Genomic DNA, 16112 nt, shown 5'->3' with positions numbered 1-16112 from the left:
TTTACTTTATGCTTCGAGCCTAATACTCTTTCAACTTTTACCTTTCCGCTTTAAGCTTTTAGCTTTACGCCTTCAGCTTTCAGCTTGCTGCTTCCTTCCTCTTCAAGATAATCAAGGTCCTTTCCGAAAGTTTCGTCAAGATTGTATAACGATATCAAGGAGATCACTACTATTATTGCAGTTACTATATAACTTGTATTAATCAGTCCTAATTCCTTTTCCAATAAATAGTCAAACAAAATGGAAATTGGAACCAATGAACCTCTGACAAAATTGGGAACTGTTGTAGTAACTGTAGCACGAATATTTGTACCAAACTGCTCTGAAGCCACAGTAACGAAGATTGCCCAGAAACCTACTGAAAACCCTAAACTGAAGATAAATATATAAAATGTTGCTACTGGAACATTATATTGCCTTAAATAAAAGACAATGATCAGTGTAGACAGCAAGTAAAAAAAGTAAAATACTTTTTTCCTGCTTTTTAAAGCCTGACTCATTAAACCGCTGCACAGGTCACCGAAGACCAAGCCTCCATAGCAAAGCATAACTGCATATCCCTGCTCTATCGTACCTTGTACATTCAGTGTTTTTGCAATTAGCCCCGCACGCCCTATTAGAATACCTATGATAAACCATACGGGCAATCCGATTAAAATGCAGTTCAAATATTTAATTGCTCTTTCTTTATTTTGAAAAAGCATCATAAACTCACCTTGTTTCACTTTCTTTTCCATTAGGCCTTGAAACATGCCTGACTCAAAAACCCCAATGCGGAGCAGGAGAAGAGAGATACCTAATCCTCCGCCAATGAAATAGGATAACTCCCATCCTATTTTTCCAATGAGGGCTGCCACTACTGCACCAGTAACACCAACAGAAGCTATAATCATTGTACCATAACCTCTGGTTTCTTTTGGCATCGTTTCCGAAACAAGTGTGATTCCTGCACCAAGTTCTCCAGCCAGCCCCAGCCCAGCTAAAAATCGTAGTACTGCATAGGTATCCATCGGAGAGAAGCCTGTGACAGTACTAATTTCTGCTACCAATCCATTGGCAAGGTTTGCAAGAGAATAAAGTAATATAGATCCAAAAAGTACAGAAAGCCTTCCCTTTTTATCTCCAAGGACTCCCCAGAATACCCCTCCTATCAGCATCCCAATCATCTGGACATTCAGCAGAAATTGAAAATTTTTAACAGGTTCTCCGGGAATTTTCAAGTCTTCCAAACTCTTCAGTCCTACAATAAGGAATAAAACAAGGTCATAAACATCTACAAAATAGCCTAAAGCGGCAACAATGACAGCAAGATTGAGGGCATCTTTATAGCTGACTTTTTCTTTATTCATAATAAACCTTTATGGTAATTAGATTCGTCTTTTTTCGTTAATTTTAACCTCCTAAAATAATTAAAAAATTTCACTTAGAAGATGACTTTTAGTCATTTTAGATATCCTTGATGATTATATTCTATAACGCCGGAATTTATCTCTACTATCTGCTCATTCTATTCATTTCACCATTTAATTCCAAAGCTAAATTATGGATTAGAGGAAGGAAAAATTGGAAAGAAAAACTTGGAGGTAAATTTAAAACGAATAAAGCTCCGGTAGCCTGGTTTCATTGCGCTTCTTTAGGTGAGTTTGAACAGGCAAGACCTGTACTTGAAAATTTCAGGGGAAAATTTCCTGAATACAAGATTCTCCTAACCTTCTTTTCCCCAAGTGGTTATGAGGTCAGGAAAAATTATCCAAAAGCTGATTTTATCGAATACCTGCCACTCGATACTCATTCAAATTCAAAGTCTTTTATTGAAATTACGAGACCCAAAATTGCATTTTTTGTTAAATATGAATTCTGGCATCATTACATCCATTGTCTGAACGAGTCCGGAATCCCGGTGATCTCATTTTCTACAATTTTCAGAAAGGACCAGCTTTTCTTTAAATCTTATGGGAAGTTCTATCTGGCAATTCTTAAAAGTATTTCAAAAATTTTTGTCCAGAATAAAGAGTCACTGGAGTTACTTACAACTCATCAAATCAATACAGGTGAAATTGCCGGTGATACGCGTTTCGACAGAGTTCTCGAAATACGAAAATCAATCAAACCTCTTCCGATTGTTGAATCTTTTAAAAGTAATTCTAAAGTTTTTATTGCCGGAAGCACATGGCCAAAGGATCTGGAAATTCTGTTGCCATTAATTAATAAAGGTATTAAAGATTTAAAGTTCATAATTGCACCACATGAAATTCATGAGCATGAGATCAATGATTTTATTCAAAGCTGTAAACTTAATTGTGTCAGATACACCAAGGCTGACAACTTACAGTTAAATAATTTTGAAGTATTGATAATAGATTGCATAGGTATCTTATCCGGTGTTTATGCTTATGGTGATTTTGGATATATTGGCGGTGCATTTGGAAAAGGTTTACATAATACACTTGAAGCGGCTACTTTTGGATTACCATTATTTTTTGGCCCAAACTATAAGAAGTTCCAGGAAGCAAAGGACCTGATAAGCATTGGCGGAGCTTTTTCAATTACATCTGCAAAAGAGTTTGAAAATGCATTTTTCAACGTAATGAATGATGCTGTCCTCCATCAGGAAATCACCAATAAAAATAAAAATTTCATAGAGGCAAATAAAGGTGCTACAGACAGAATCATCGATTATTCAGCTTTATTGCTGAACTAATAACAGGACTTAAAAGATTACTCTTATTAAAAATAAAATCCAAAGCTACACATGCAAGGAATGATAATGAGATCCACAGGATCATGGTACGAAATAATAACGGATCAAAAAGAGATCTTTAAAGGAAGATTGCCCGGCAAATTCAAACTGAAAAACTTCAAAGTAACGAATCCCATTGCTGTAGGGGACTATGTAGATTTTACAATTGAGAATACTGCTGAACGTACTGTTATCATTGAAAAGATCCATCCGAGAGAAAATTACATGATCAGAAAATCTGTTCACAAAACAGGGCATGGTCACATGATTGCGGCGAATATAGATCAGAGTATACTTGTTGTCACCCTCGTACTTCCCAGAACATCACTTGGATTCATTGACAGGTTTCTTGTCTCCTGCGAAGCTTTCAGAATACCAGCAGTATTAGTCTTTAATAAAACAGACTTATATGATGAAGCTCTTTATACCTATCAGCAGGACCTTGTAGACATATATGAAGGTCTGGGATACAAGTGTATTCTGACTTCAGTACAAACAGGCCAAGGTATTGAAGATTTCAAAAACATTCTTAAAAATAAAAAGAGTCTTATAAGCGGACATTCAGGAGTAGGAAAGTCTTCACTTATCAATTTAATTGCTCCAGACCTCGAACTCAAAACCGGGGATATATCAGATTTCAGTCTGAAAGGCAAGCACACTACTACTTTTGCTGAAATGTTTGAACTGGAACCCGATACCTACATTATTGATACTCCAGGTATTAAAGAACTTGGAATTTTTGACATGGAGGAAGAAGAAATCAGTCATTATTTCCCTGAAATGAGAGAGCTTCTGGGACATTGTAGATTTCATAACTGCAAGCACTTTAACGAACCAGGGTGCAGCATCGTTCAACAGGTAGAAAAAGGGAAAATTGCCTTATCCAGGTATGAAAGTTATTTAAGCATGCTTACCAATGAGGATAGCAGAAGATAAGCAATTTCTATTGGCAATGTATTTCGTTTCAACAATTGGCTTTGAACTATTAACCAAGCTTTGCCTGCAATTCAATACCTGGTAAATATAAGAAGCCATAGTACCACTTCCTTTGATCACGACATTTCTCGCTTACAGCAAAGAAACCTGAGAAAACTTCCGTAGCATCGTTTTCAAAAGTCATCTGTATATAGCTCCTTTTTCAGTAAAAGTTCCTTCTGGATACCAATCAGTATCTTCATAGCATTCAATCTTCTCTTCATTTCCATAATTACCCTTGCCCTCCTTTATAAATTTTATAAAAATAATATAATGGTATTTTCAATTCAGCCAATGTTTTGATCAATCTGCTTTTTATATCAGTATCGTTCATTTCTTTAAGTAGTGAATAATAGGACAAGACACAATCGAACGCTTCTATCATTAACGCATGTCGCATTTCGAAATAGATCCTTTTTTTTAATGCTTGTTTTTCAGTTTCGTTTTTTAAAAGCCACCAAGCCTTTGCACAAACATTAAGAGTAGAAGCTATAATAGTATATCCGATTTTTGTATCAGCCTTTGCAGAAAGCGATCTGGAAACGATTCTTTTTTCTATTGTCTTATCAGATAAATAATAGTACTTGAACTTCTGAGAAGACCTTACCCAAAAGTCAAAATCTTCATAAGCCAGTCTTTCATCATATCCACCCAAAAAATCAAATACTTCCCTCCTCACCAGCATTGTTGAAGCGCTTATATAACTCTTTTTTAAAATTTTTTCAAACACATACCCATCCGAAACGGCTACACCTCTGTCATACCAATCCATAAGGTAATCTCCATTCTCGTTTATAATTTCTGCATTTGTAAATACAACTCCATAAGAATTGTCGAGTTGCTCAAAAGCATTTACCTGTAGTTCAAGCTTATCTTTCTTTAATATATCATCCGTAGCAAAATCGACTATAAAATCTCCATTGGCAATTGCAAGAGCTTTGTTAAAGGAAATACAATTGCCAACATTAGCTTCATTTTGAATAAACTTTATACTTTGATAAGTCTTCAAAAACCGCATAATCAATTCACTGCTCTTATCAGTACTGCAATCATCTACCACTATTATTTCAACATTCGAATAGGTTTGATTTACTACTGACAATAAAGCTTTTTCAACAAACTTTTCATGGTTATAACACAGGCATATAACGGATACCAGAGGTTTCATGAAAATATGAGTTTACGATATAACAAAACAATAAATATGCAATAAACTATATATCGTAGCGTATGTGCCAGAGTAAATCCATCAATGCCAATATAAGAAGAGCAAAGAAATATGAGACCAATATAAAGGAAGGCTGAAAGCCCTTGAGATAAAATAAACAATCCCGTTCTTGCCTGGGCATTGATAAGATATGCCAGCAAGAAGGAGATCATTTTTAAAAAATCGCCTATTAATTGAAACAGGAAAAACCTTTCTGCACTTCTGAAATGTTCGTCAAAGAACAGTACCAAGATATATTCCCTCAGAAAATATATGGCAATGAGTCCGAATGCAATTAAGGGAACTATAATAATAGCTACTTCCCTCACATACTTTTTAAGCACATCGAAATCATTTATATATTCACTGATCTTAGGAAAATATACCATTGCAATGAGGCTTCCGAAAGCGGCGGTATAATAATCAGAAAACTTCACTACTGTTTGCCATAATCCTGTCTGATAGGTTGAAAATGAATTCATGGCAAACTGTCTGATCACAAAATCTACCATTTTTCCAAAAAGCAATATACTCAAAGCCATCAATACAAATTCACCAAGTTTTTTTATGGCCTCCACCTTAGGCTTTCCAATACTGATAGTTGGAAAATGTCTTTTAACAATAAAAATGATATTGATCAGAAACAAGCCCGAATTGCCTAAACCGACAGCCAGTAATACAACTGGGAAATTAAATTTTATCAAGGCGAAATAACAAAATGCTATTGCGCTAACAATACCTGCAGCACTGAGCAATGCATATACTTTCAGCTCCTGAAAGGCCAGTAAAAGAGACTGAAAATATAAAGTTAACAATTGAGCAAGAATGATAGCTCCAACTCCCAATATCCACAAACTTCTATTTTCATTTATTGAAAAAACCGATGTAAAATAATCTTTGTAAAACCATAAAGAGATAAAACATGCTGCAAACACAAGTAGATTCAGAAATAATCCTGCATAATAGTAATTATAGTAATCTGCTTTTCTTAAGTTTTTATCTGAAAGATATTTTACTATGCCCTGATTTATACCATCTGCCGGAACTGACAAAAATATACCTAATAAATTTTGAAAATGAGCCAATAATGCAAATACATCGGGGCTTTGATAGTAGGATGAGATTAATTTATTAATTAAAATATTCCCAAAGGCTTTTACACCAACAACTGCCCCCGCCCACATAGATGATTTTATAAACCGCATACTTTCGAATACTAACTTCCTTTGGAAAAAGAAAAACGAATTTGAGTAATAATTATTAATATTGAGCAACAATTCATAACAACAAATCCTGCAAATCTCTTTGCATTAAATATTTTCATAACCTGTCTTTTTCAAAGTTAATCCAAAAAATAAAATTTTACCCTGGTAATAAAGTTATAATATTTAATCTACTAACTTTAAATGGTCGAATAACTTAAGAATTTCATGTGTGGAATTGCGGGAATCATAAAATTATCCTCAGACATTAGCTTGCCAAATACTGTCATTAAAAAAATGACAGATTCTATAAGTCACAGGGGGCCTGATGATGAAGGATTTGTAACAATATATGATGCTTTTGTAGAATGTACTGCCGGAACAGATACCCCTTCTCAGGTTAAAGAAAGCGACTTTAGATTTGCTCCCCAAAAAGATATTACTACACTACCTGCTACAAACTGGAGAGCAGTTCTGGGACATAGAAGATTAAGTATTATTGATGTTTCTGCCGCAGGCCACCAACCTCTGTGTAATTTTGCGGGCGATCTTTGGATTGTTTATAACGGAGAAATTTACAATTACAAAGAATTAAAAAACAACCTTTTAGAAAGAGGATACCAATTTAGGACAGATACAGATACAGAAGTAGTTCTGGCTGCATACCAGGAATGGGGAGAAACCATGCTATCCAAGTTAAATGGTATGTGGGCATTTGTTATTTATGACAAGAATAAAAATCTGTTTTTTGCTGCCAGGGACAGATTTGGTGTAAAACCGTTTTATTACCATCAAGACCAGAATTATTTTTCCTTTGCATCAGAACAAAAAGCCCTAATGACATTGCCACATTTATCCACCAGCATAAATGAAAAGGCCGCATTTGAGTATCTCGTTTTGGGAAAAACGGAAACAGAACAAGAAGGATTGTTCCGCAATGTCATTGAGCTTCTACCTTCTCATTCATTAACTATATATCTGGATACTAGGAGCATCAAAATCAACAAATATTATGAACTGAGCTATAACAAGACAACTGAATCTTTTAATAAAAAAAAATTCCAAAATTATCTCAGCGATATAAAAGAACTTATAAAGGATTCCGTAAATGCAAGGCTTCAGTCTGATGTACCTGTAGGCAGTTGCCTCAGCGGTGGCTTAGATAGTGCATCAATTGTATGCACGGTTCAACACCTTACGCAGCAAATCTCTGCTGAGAAAAATACTTTTTCTCAGAAAGTTTTTACAGCCTGTTTTAAAGACCCGGCTTATGACGAAAGCTCATGGGCTAACGAAGTTGTAAAAAAAACCAAATCGGCTTGGTATAAGACCTATCCTGAAGCTCAGGACCTTATTGAAGAAACTGAAAATCTTATTTATACACAGGATATCCCCTTCGTTTCTACAAGTACATTTGCACAATATTCAGTTATGAAACTGATCAAGCAGGAGAACATAAAAGTTACTCTTGACGGCCAGGGTGGTGATGAGCTTTTTTCCGGATATATTCCTCACTATAGTGCATTTATCGGCCAAGCATTCAATTCTCTGTCCTTCCGAATCCTCTTAAATAATATTATTTGTAGCAAAGGAGATTTTTCAGATGCCAAAACTATGGCGGAACTAATCGGGAAAAAAATATATTTCCAGACAGCTTTTGATCAACTTAAAAATAACAGATACAGAAAACTTCATCGAGAATACAGCTATATTGCAGAACCCTTTTGGGAAAGGGAAAAGGAAGCCCTCACGATAATTCTGGATTCCCTACCTCTTCATCTGAATAAATATCTTTATAATCAGTTTACCGGACAGGATATAAAACATCTGTTTAAGACTGCAGACAGAAACTCCATGAAATTTTCGGTCGAAACAAGAATGCCTTTTGCAGACGATTTAAAACTTATAGAATACATCTTCAATATCTCCTCAACCTATAAAATAAGGAAAGGGTATAGCAAAGTATTACTCAGGGAGTCTATGAGAGATTTACTTCCCGAATCCATAGCAAATAGAAAAGATAAAAAAGGGTTCTCAACTCCTGAAGCAAACTGGCTGAAGCATTCCAAAAAATTTTACAAATCCTATATAAACAATAATTTAGACCATTTCGTGAATACCAGAGAGCTGCTTAGAGACTGGGACCTTCTGATTGATAGTGCAGACAATAATTCAGCGAGGCGGCTTTGGAGAATCATCAACTTCGCTATTTGGAAACAAAAATTCAGTTTGTGAAAAATTCAATTTAATATTTTTTCAAAGGAGAGTTTTAATGAAACAATTCCTCCCATATTCTGCTTAAATTTTATTAGGCCAAAATTTGGAACGCTCTTGCTTGTTGCTATCCCCAAATCAAATATTGATATACCTGCCTGAAGGCAGTAGTTATAAATTTGCCCAATCATAATAGTAGATGGACTGTATTTTTTATAACCATAAGAATCCGCAGCAAGGTAATAATACAAAACATTTTCCGAAACTCTTACGCCAAAAGCCGAGCCAATGAGTGTTTCACCATCTTTCAACAAAAAGGATTTAAAATTTTCCTTGAATGAATAATAAAGATTTCCTAAAACTTCAGGGGTAATAGATACCGGATTTCCCTTAATCTCACGGTTTTCTTTTATCAAACTGAAAATAGTTTCTATATCAGGAGACTCTTCTATCGAAAACTGAAATTTATCTTTGAATTTCGCATACCTTCTGCGAGCGGCAGGATCTAATTTTTTTTCAAAATTATCTGAAGAAATCTGAAGATGAAAGTTCATATCATATTCAGAAATAAAATAGCCATTTTTCAGAAAACAATGGGTCACCATTTCACTATGCTTCTGATTATAGCAATAGGGATAAGAAACAATAAAAACCTTTTCTATTTTCCTTGAGACCAGCCATTTGTCAAGCTCCTTAAAAAAATAATTGATATCCTGAATATTAGTATTCTCATCAAACTCAAGGCTACCAAAAGGAGATCTTAATGGACTATATGCTTCTGAATTCCTGATGAATAAGGTCATTCTTAATCGGGCCACAGAAGCTTTTTCTTCAAAGAGAATAAAAGAGTAAAACGGATTCCCTGCAGACTGAAAATGAATTTGTTCAACAGAGTTAAAAAGAAATCCCTTAAAGGAATTTTGAATAGAAAAAGTACTATCGTCTTTGAACAGCAACAAAGGACTTAAACAATTTATAATCTCTTAGATAATCTGATTCATCAAATTCTGAAGATGCAAGACTTAAAATGATTGCCTTTTCGGAAAGTTTGATTTGTTTCCAGTGTAAAGGAGGTACATACAAACCTATATTCGGATCATTTAATTTAAAATTACTAATCTTTCCTTCAGGATTTTCTAAAATCACTTCAGCTTCACCATTTACAATCACTAACACCTGTTTTCCTGTTTTAGAAGCATGATTCCCCCTTTCAGACTTTTCCGGTGTTCCATAAACCCAATATACCCTTTTTACAGGAAATGGTAACTCTCCTTTAGGTTCTGCTATTGAGATATATCCAATTTCCGGATTGCCTATCTTTTGAAAATCTATTATTCTGGGAATATCCATTAAATCCACTTATCCAACTAATTCTTAAATAAAAACAATTTTTTTCGCAAATAACCGCTATTAATAGGGAAATATGAAAAATTGATGAATCTTTTTACGCAATAACTTAATAAAAGTAAATTTTCTATATATACCAATTTAGTGGAGGTAGTAAACCCAATTCCCTATATAATTTGATAAATAGTCATGTTTTTTCATTTATTTAAGAATTACTTGAAAGGCACTTACTAAAAACCAATCGATTAGATTTTAAATAATTAATAGGGTAACATTTTTTATTATAAAGAGATTATATAGAATATTTTTTTACGATAAAGGGTATTATTTTTCCGTAATAAAATTGAACCCGGAAGGTCATTTTCTTAACTCCCGAAAGGTCATTTAAAAAAAGCATATATTCCTGCTGTTTGCAAGGAAAGGTTCAGGATAAGTTTTGACTAATGAAAGTTATTTTAATCCATATTACCGGAATAATTTTAATGGTGACTTTAAGTCTTAAAGCAGCAGGACAATCGATGCTTAAAGATGAAGAAATTAAAGTAACCATTTTAAAGGCAATGGATTTTACGTATAATTTTGAATTTGATGAAGCTGATGAAGTTATATCAGAGGTCAAATCAGCTTATCCTACACATCCAGCATACAATTTCCTGAAAGCAATGAATCTTTATTGGAAAATGTATTACTTCAACTCATTCAAGGAAAATTCAGCAGAATATCTGAAATATCTTGATGCCGCCTTACAACAAGCTCAAGCTCGTATTTCCAAAAACAACAAAGATCCTGAAGGGGTATTTTTTTCCCTGGCCATTTACAGTTCTCTTGCTCAATATCATTCTCAAATGAAAGAAACAATGAAGGCAGTGAACAATGCTAAAAAAACATATGAGTATGTAAAAACCGGATTTAATCTGAAAGACGTTTTCAATGAGTTTTATTTTACTACAGGTTTATATGACTTTTATGTGCAACAATTTCCTGAAACCCATCCTGTTTTCAGGCCCTTTATGGTATTTTTCTCTCCAGGAGGTAAAGAAAAAGGAATTAAAGAACTTGAGATAGCTGCAACAAATTCTTTGTTTTCAAAAGTTGAGGCCAATCATTATCTGGCAAATATTTTCTTGCGTTACCAAAATATCCCCGAAAAAGCTGTTAAGTATACTAATCTTCTCTTCACCAAATACCCTAATAATCTATATTTTTTATCAAGGCATATTGAATCGCTGATTGGGATAGGTGAATATTCGGAAACAGAAAAGCTTTCATTAACTCTGAGAAACAGTGGAAAAAAATACTTTGAGATGGCATCTTATGTATTTTTGGGAATCATTAATGAAAAAGGGAAAAAAAGACCTGAACATGCAAAAGCTTTTTATCTGAGAGCGGTAAACATGGCTCCTGAAATAAATACACCCAATAAAGACTATGTGAGCTTTGCCTATGCAGGACTTGCCAGAATAGCTGAAAGCCGCGGAGAAAGGGATAAAGCAAAAGCCTATTATCAAAGAGCTCTGGAATTGGCAGAATACACATCAGTAATTGAAGAAGCCGAAAAATACCTCAAAAAAGGAAAGTAATCAGATACGTACGAAGTTCCCTTAAAAATTCTGTCTTCTAAATCTCCATGCAACAAGTCTATTACTCAATAAAAGCTCCATCAGAAGGACTTTACAAAGAGCTGGGCAGTAAATTCATTTCTTTTGCTTTTCCTGTATCTAGTGAAACAGAAATAAAGGATATTCTAGAAAGGTTTAAAAAAGAGTACTATGATGCCCGTCACATTTGCTATGCCTATCGGATAGGTTTTGCAGAGCAAAAGTTCAGGGTAAATGATGCAGGAGAACCCTCTCACACAGCAGGAGATCCAATATTTAACCAAATTAAATCTTTTGAACTAACTAATATTATTGTAATAGTAGTGCGTTATTTCGGGGGGACCAAGCTCGGCAAAAGCGGGCTTATTCAGGCATATAAATCAGCTGCAGAGGAAGCTTTAAAAAATGCGGAGAAGATTGAAAAAAGAGAACAAGTCCTTATCTCAATTTCCTTTGAATATGAAAAAATGAATGAGGTAATGAAAGTAATGAAAAGTTTTTCTGCTGACTTTTTAAGTCAGGATTTCCAGTCGGTTTGCAGTATGTCTTTTCAGGTAACAAAAGATGATAGTGAAATTTTGATCAGACAGCTTAGCCCCTTTTTAAAATCGATTGATCTGTAAGTATATAGGAGAAATTGAACCTAATTTTCCACACCCTGGTTAACCTTCCGTAAAATTCTTGTAATTTCGCTCTCAAAATCATTTTCAGCCTTGAGTAAGAAAGTAAAAATCGGACTTGTACAGCTTTCCTGCGTGAAAGACCCGCAGGAGAACTTCAGCAAAACCATTGAAAAAATTAAAGAAGCTGCAGCTAAAGGTGCTCAGATCATCTGCCTTCAAGAGTTGTTCCGCTCTCTTTATTTCTGTGATGTGGAAGATCATGAAAACTTTAAACTTGCAGAACCAATTCCCGGCCCGTCTACGGATACTCTTTCACAATTAGCAAAAGAGCTGGGAGTTGTCATTATTGCGTCTTTATTTGAAAAAAGAGCACAGGGTTTGTATCACAACACCACGGCTGTTCTTGATGCCGATGGAACATACCTTGGCAAATACCGCAAAATGCATATCCCTGATGATCCTGGATACTATGAAAAATTTTATTTTACTCCTGGCGATACCGGATACAGAATCTTTGAAACCAGGTTTGCAAAAATAGGCGTACTAATCTGCTGGGATCAGTGGTACCCTGAAGCTGCCAGAATTACTTCTTTAATGGGAGCGGAAATTTTATTTTACCCAACTGCAATAGGCTGGGCTGATACTCAGACACAAGAAGTAAATGAAGAACAATATAATGCCTGGCAAACAATTCAGAGGGGCCATGCTGTTGCAAACGGACTTCATGTGGTAGCTGTCAACAGAACAGGTGTTGAAGGTCCAATGCAATTCTGGGGGGGCTCATTTGTATCCAATCCATTTGGAAGAGTTCTTTATCAGGCCCCTCACAAGGAAGAAGAAATACATGTACAGGAAATTGATCTGGAAGGGTCAGAATACTACCGTACCCACTGGCCATTTTTAAGAGACAGAAGAATAGATTCTTATGAGCAGATTACAAGAAGATTCATTGACTAATTTATATAAGGAAATAACCCAAAAATACCCCAAAGATCTGGGATATTTTTTCCCCGCTGAATGGGCAAAACATTCAGCAACCTGGCTCAGCTGGCCACACAAAGAAGCATCATGGCCTGGTAAAATAGAATCTATCTATCCGGTTTATTGTACCTTTATTAAAGAGGTAGCTAAAGGTGAAGTTGTAAATATCAATGTGAATGATGAAGCAATGAAAAAAAAGGCGGAGACTTGCCTTCAGGCAGTTGGCGCTGATTTTTCGAATATCCGCTTTTTCATACATCCCACAAATGATGCATGGTGCAGGGATCATGGACCAGCATTCCTGATAAATCCGAAAGCGGATATAAAAAAGGTTATTGTTGACTGGGGCTATAACGCCTGGGGAGACAAATATCCTCCATATGACAAGGATGATGTTATTCCCACTTTAATCGGCAATCATTATAATTTGCCGGTTTTCAATCCAGGTATAGTTATGGAAGGTGGTTCCGTTGAATTTAACGGACAAGGTACAGTACTTACAACTACCGCTTGTTTGCTTAATGAAAACAGGAACCCTCATCTTTCTCAGGCAGAAATTGAAAACTTTCTTGTAAAATACTACGGCATAGAACAAATACTATGGCTTAATGATGGTATCGTTGGAGATGATACAGATGGACATATCGATGATATTACCCGCTTTGTGAATTCAGATACTGTAGTAACTGTGGTGGAGGAAAATAAGAAGGATGAAAATTATGAACTTCTGCAAGAGAACCTTAAAGATCTCAAAAAAATGAGATTACTGAATGGTAAACAGTTAAATATATTGGAACTGCCAATGCCAGCTCCAGTGATTTTTGAAGATCAACGACTTCCTGCATCATACGCTAATTTTTACATTGCTAATGATGTTGTAGCTGTGCCGGTTTTCAATGACAAGAATGATCAGAAGGCATTGGATATATTGACAAAGGCATTCCCTGACAGAAGAGTGTTAGGATTAGACAGCACAGATATAATTTGGGGATTAGGAAGCTTCCACTGTCTGAGTCAACAGGAACCATTGGTATAACTATTTGAACCAGTAAGTTTAATTTACGTTTCATACAAACGGAGGAATAGGATATGAAACTTTTAATTCTCTTACTGATATTTCTGGCAGTTCTTTATCTGGTTGCAACCATAGCGGTCTGGTATTTTCAGGAAAAGTTTATCTTCTTACCTGAAAAACTATCCAGAACTTTTGAATTCAAGTTTAAGCATCCATATAAAGAACTGTTCATTACCACTAAAGATGCGGTACTCAACGCGCTCTACTTTCAACACCCATCAAGCAAAGGAATCATATTTTACCTTCATGGGAATGCCGGGTCTATGAGAACATGGGCGGAGATCTCTGATATATTTCTCTCAAGAGGATATAGCTTCTTTATATTTGACTACAGAGGTTATGGAAAAAGTACAGGAAAAATTTCTAAAAAAGATATTTACCGAGACTCTTCTCTGATGTATGAATACGCTTCAAGATTAGAGCCTGAAAAAAAAATGATCATCTATGGAAGATCTTTAGGGTCCGGATTTGCAGCAAAGCTTTCTATTCGGAAGAGACCCGAGAAACTTATACTTGAAACGCCTTATTACAGTATGCAGGAAATGGCAAGATTACAAATGCCCTTTTTCCCAATAAAGCTAATACTCAGGTACAAGATACCCACTTACAAATGGCTGCCCAAAATCCAATGTCCCATATTAATCATTCATGGTACAGAGGATGAACTTATTCCTTATGAACAAGCATTTAAATTAAAGCAATTCTTAAAAAAAACAGATTGTTTTGTCACAATCAAAAAAGGCATGCATGGAAATATTTCTACATATAGTATGTACCATAACAGTCTTGATGAGTTCCTAACAAATGAAACTACCTAAAGTCTATTTCATCCCAGGGATGGGAGCCAACAAAGACCTCTTTGCCAATCAAAGAAATGCAGGATTTGAAATGGAAGTACTTGAATGGATAACACCACACCAAGATGAAACCATTGAGGATTATTCCGGAAGATTGTCAGAAAGTCTCAATATCAATGAAGACTTTATTATTGCAGGAGTCTCCTTCGGAGGAGTAGTAGCTGTGGAAATTGCTAAAAAATTAAGCCCTCTTAAGACAATACTGATCAGCTCGGTCCCCACTTATCAGGAATATCCTTTACTTTTAAAGTTCTTGTCATGCTTTCCTATATACAGATTGACGCCTCAATCCATTTACACTAATAGTTTTGTTCAGAAATTTATTCTTTATAGTATGGGATTTCAGACTGATAAAGGAAAGAGCTTATTTCTGGATATGCTGAGAAATACAGATCCATTTTTTATTCAATGGGCTATTGATGCTCTTATGAAGTGGAAAAATACAACCATTCCTCAATCCTTATTGAGGATTCATGGAAAAGATGACAGAATATTCCCATCCAGGAATGTCAAAGGTGCATATTTTATTTCAGGAGGTCATTCTATAATACTTGAAGATGCTGAAAATGTAAACAAAATTATCCGTTTGGCTATTGACAATACTTTAGTGCAAGATTATCCAAAGAGTTAACTTTTGAAAAAATCATCAGATTTTTAAAGCGGCATTTTAAAATAATGTATTATTTTTATCAAATTTACTGAGAAATTGTATACAGGATTGAATGAAAAATCATACCATTAAAGTAACTGCCACTTGCACCTACCAAACAGAAAAAGGTATATGCGGAAAAAAAACCATACAGACTCATCCTTTTTGTAATCACCATACAAAAATTGCTACAGGCTTTTATGTTGCCAAGTCAAGTATAGAAGGGGCAGGTTATGGCCTTTATACTGACAGAGATCTGAAAAAAGGTACTACCCTGATGGAGTATACAGGTGAACATATTTCCACTAAAGTTTTTCAGGAAAGATATGGAGATGACGGTTATGGCTCTTATGCAATGACCTTGAATAAATCTACCGTTATAGATGCGAGAGAGACATCGGCAGGGATAGCCCGTTATATCTGTGATTTTTTTAATTCAGGAAAAACAGCAAATGTAAAATTTGAATCTACCGGAAGACGTGTAGAAATTACAGCTATCAAAGATATCAAGGCAGGTGAAGAATTGCTTGTAAACTATGGCAGAGATATGAGAAGAGCTCTGGGCTTTTATAAAAAGAAAAAATCCTGATTTAACAAATCAATAAATATGAAGGTTAACTCTTTAGATGATAACCTTCATATAT

16 protein-coding genes are annotated in these 16112 nt (G+C 35.1%); 10 read left to right on the top strand and 6 right to left on the bottom strand.

All coding sequences use genetic code 11. The annotated features are described in order from the left end of the window. Positions 1-50: 50 nt before the first annotated feature. Positions 51-1349: an MFS transporter gene (locus MYP_RS01115; RefSeq protein ID WP_045457294.1), complete on the bottom strand. Its 1299-nt coding sequence runs from the start codon at positions 1347-1349 to the stop codon at positions 51-53. A 110-nt stretch (positions 1350-1459) separates the two neighbouring features. On the opposite strand from MYP_RS01115, the gene MYP_RS01110 reads away from it, so the two are divergent. After that, positions 1460-2701, top strand: coding sequence for a 3-deoxy-D-manno-octulosonic acid transferase (locus MYP_RS01110; protein ID WP_045457290.1), 1242 nt, complete (start codon positions 1460-1462; stop codon positions 2699-2701). A 51-nt stretch (positions 2702-2752) separates the two neighbouring features. Beyond that, positions 2753-3676, top strand: a complete 924-nt coding sequence (gene rsgA, locus MYP_RS01105; RefSeq protein WP_045457287.1) for a ribosome small subunit-dependent GTPase A — start codon at positions 2753-2755, stop codon at positions 3674-3676. 49 nt (positions 3677-3725) lie between these two features. Here the strand turns inward: rsgA and MYP_RS26690 are convergent, their stop codons facing one another. From MYP_RS26690 to MYP_RS01095, 3 genes are all read right to left on the bottom strand, one after another. Further along, positions 3726-3860 carry a hypothetical protein gene (locus MYP_RS26690; protein ID WP_262506718.1) on the bottom strand — a complete coding sequence of 45 codons (135 nt, stop codon included), beginning with the start codon at positions 3858-3860 and terminating at the stop codon, positions 3726-3728. A gap of 87 nt (positions 3861-3947) precedes the next feature. Then, positions 3948-4883, bottom strand: coding sequence for a glycosyltransferase family 2 protein (locus tag MYP_RS01100; RefSeq protein ID WP_045457284.1), 936 nt, complete (start codon positions 4881-4883; stop codon positions 3948-3950). Further along, complete coding sequence (locus MYP_RS01095) at positions 4880-6127, bottom strand: hypothetical protein (RefSeq protein ID WP_156140227.1); 1248 nt, start codon at positions 6125-6127, stop codon at positions 4880-4882. The genes MYP_RS01100 and MYP_RS01095 overlap by 4 nt, the downstream gene beginning before the upstream one ends. A 225-nt stretch (positions 6128-6352) precedes the next feature. Here MYP_RS01095 and asnB point away from each other — a divergent pair, with 225 nt between their 5' ends. Continuing rightward, the gene (asnB, locus tag MYP_RS01090; protein WP_045457278.1) at positions 6353-8359 is read left to right on the top strand and encodes an asparagine synthase (glutamine-hydrolyzing); all 2007 of its coding nucleotides are present in this window, start codon (positions 6353-6355) and stop codon (positions 8357-8359) included. Positions 8360-8364: 5 nt separating this feature from the next. Here asnB and MYP_RS01085 read toward each other — a convergent pair whose 3' ends face one another. Then, the gene (locus MYP_RS01085; protein ID WP_156140225.1) at positions 8365-9141 is read right to left on the bottom strand and encodes a GNAT family N-acetyltransferase; all 777 of its coding nucleotides are present in this window, start codon (positions 9139-9141) and stop codon (positions 8365-8367) included. Positions 9142-9274: 133 nt separating this feature from the next. Continuing rightward, positions 9275-9688, bottom strand: coding sequence for a sugar 3,4-ketoisomerase (locus tag MYP_RS01080; RefSeq protein WP_045457272.1), 414 nt, complete (start codon positions 9686-9688; stop codon positions 9275-9277). Positions 9689-10128: 440 nt separating this feature from the next. Between MYP_RS01080 and MYP_RS01075 the strand changes: the two genes are divergently transcribed. From MYP_RS01075 to MYP_RS01045, 7 genes are all read left to right on the top strand, one after another. Continuing rightward, positions 10129-11265 carry a tetratricopeptide repeat protein gene (locus MYP_RS01075; RefSeq protein ID WP_045457270.1) on the top strand — a complete coding sequence of 379 codons (1137 nt, stop codon included), beginning with the start codon at positions 10129-10131 and terminating at the stop codon, positions 11263-11265. A 47-nt stretch (positions 11266-11312) separates the two neighbouring features. Further along, positions 11313-11906 (top strand): IMPACT family protein, encoded by a 594-nt coding sequence (locus tag MYP_RS01070; protein WP_045457267.1) that lies wholly within the window; start codon positions 11313-11315, stop codon positions 11904-11906. Positions 11907-11996: 90 nt separating this feature from the next. Then, on the top strand, positions 11997-12863 hold the full coding sequence (locus MYP_RS01065; RefSeq protein ID WP_045457264.1) for a carbon-nitrogen hydrolase: 867 nt from the start codon (positions 11997-11999) through the stop codon (positions 12861-12863). Then, positions 12832-13923, top strand: a complete 1092-nt coding sequence (locus tag MYP_RS01060; RefSeq protein WP_081990366.1) for an agmatine deiminase family protein — start codon at positions 12832-12834, stop codon at positions 13921-13923. Before MYP_RS01065 ends, MYP_RS01060 begins: the two co-directional genes overlap by 32 nt. 53 nt (positions 13924-13976) lie before the next feature. Further along, positions 13977-14780 (top strand): alpha/beta hydrolase, encoded by an 804-nt coding sequence (locus MYP_RS01055; protein ID WP_045457261.1) that lies wholly within the window; start codon positions 13977-13979, stop codon positions 14778-14780. Next, positions 14767-15450 carry an alpha/beta hydrolase gene (locus MYP_RS01050; RefSeq protein WP_045457258.1) on the top strand — a complete coding sequence of 228 codons (684 nt, stop codon included), beginning with the start codon at positions 14767-14769 and terminating at the stop codon, positions 15448-15450. Before MYP_RS01055 ends, MYP_RS01050 begins: the two co-directional genes overlap by 14 nt. Positions 15451-15541: 91 nt before the next feature. Then, positions 15542-16057 (top strand): SET domain-containing protein, encoded by a 516-nt coding sequence (locus MYP_RS01045; protein WP_045457255.1) that lies wholly within the window; start codon positions 15542-15544, stop codon positions 16055-16057. Positions 16058-16112: the final 55 nt, after the last annotated feature.

Origin of the sequence: Sporocytophaga myxococcoides (assembly GCF_000775915.1) — a bacterium.
In the GTDB taxonomy this organism is placed as follows: Bacteria; Bacteroidota; Bacteroidia; order Cytophagales; family Cytophagaceae; genus Sporocytophaga; species Sporocytophaga myxococcoides_A.
The sequence above is the reverse complement of the archived record's forward strand: the minus strand, read 5'-3'. Positions and strand labels throughout refer to the sequence as shown.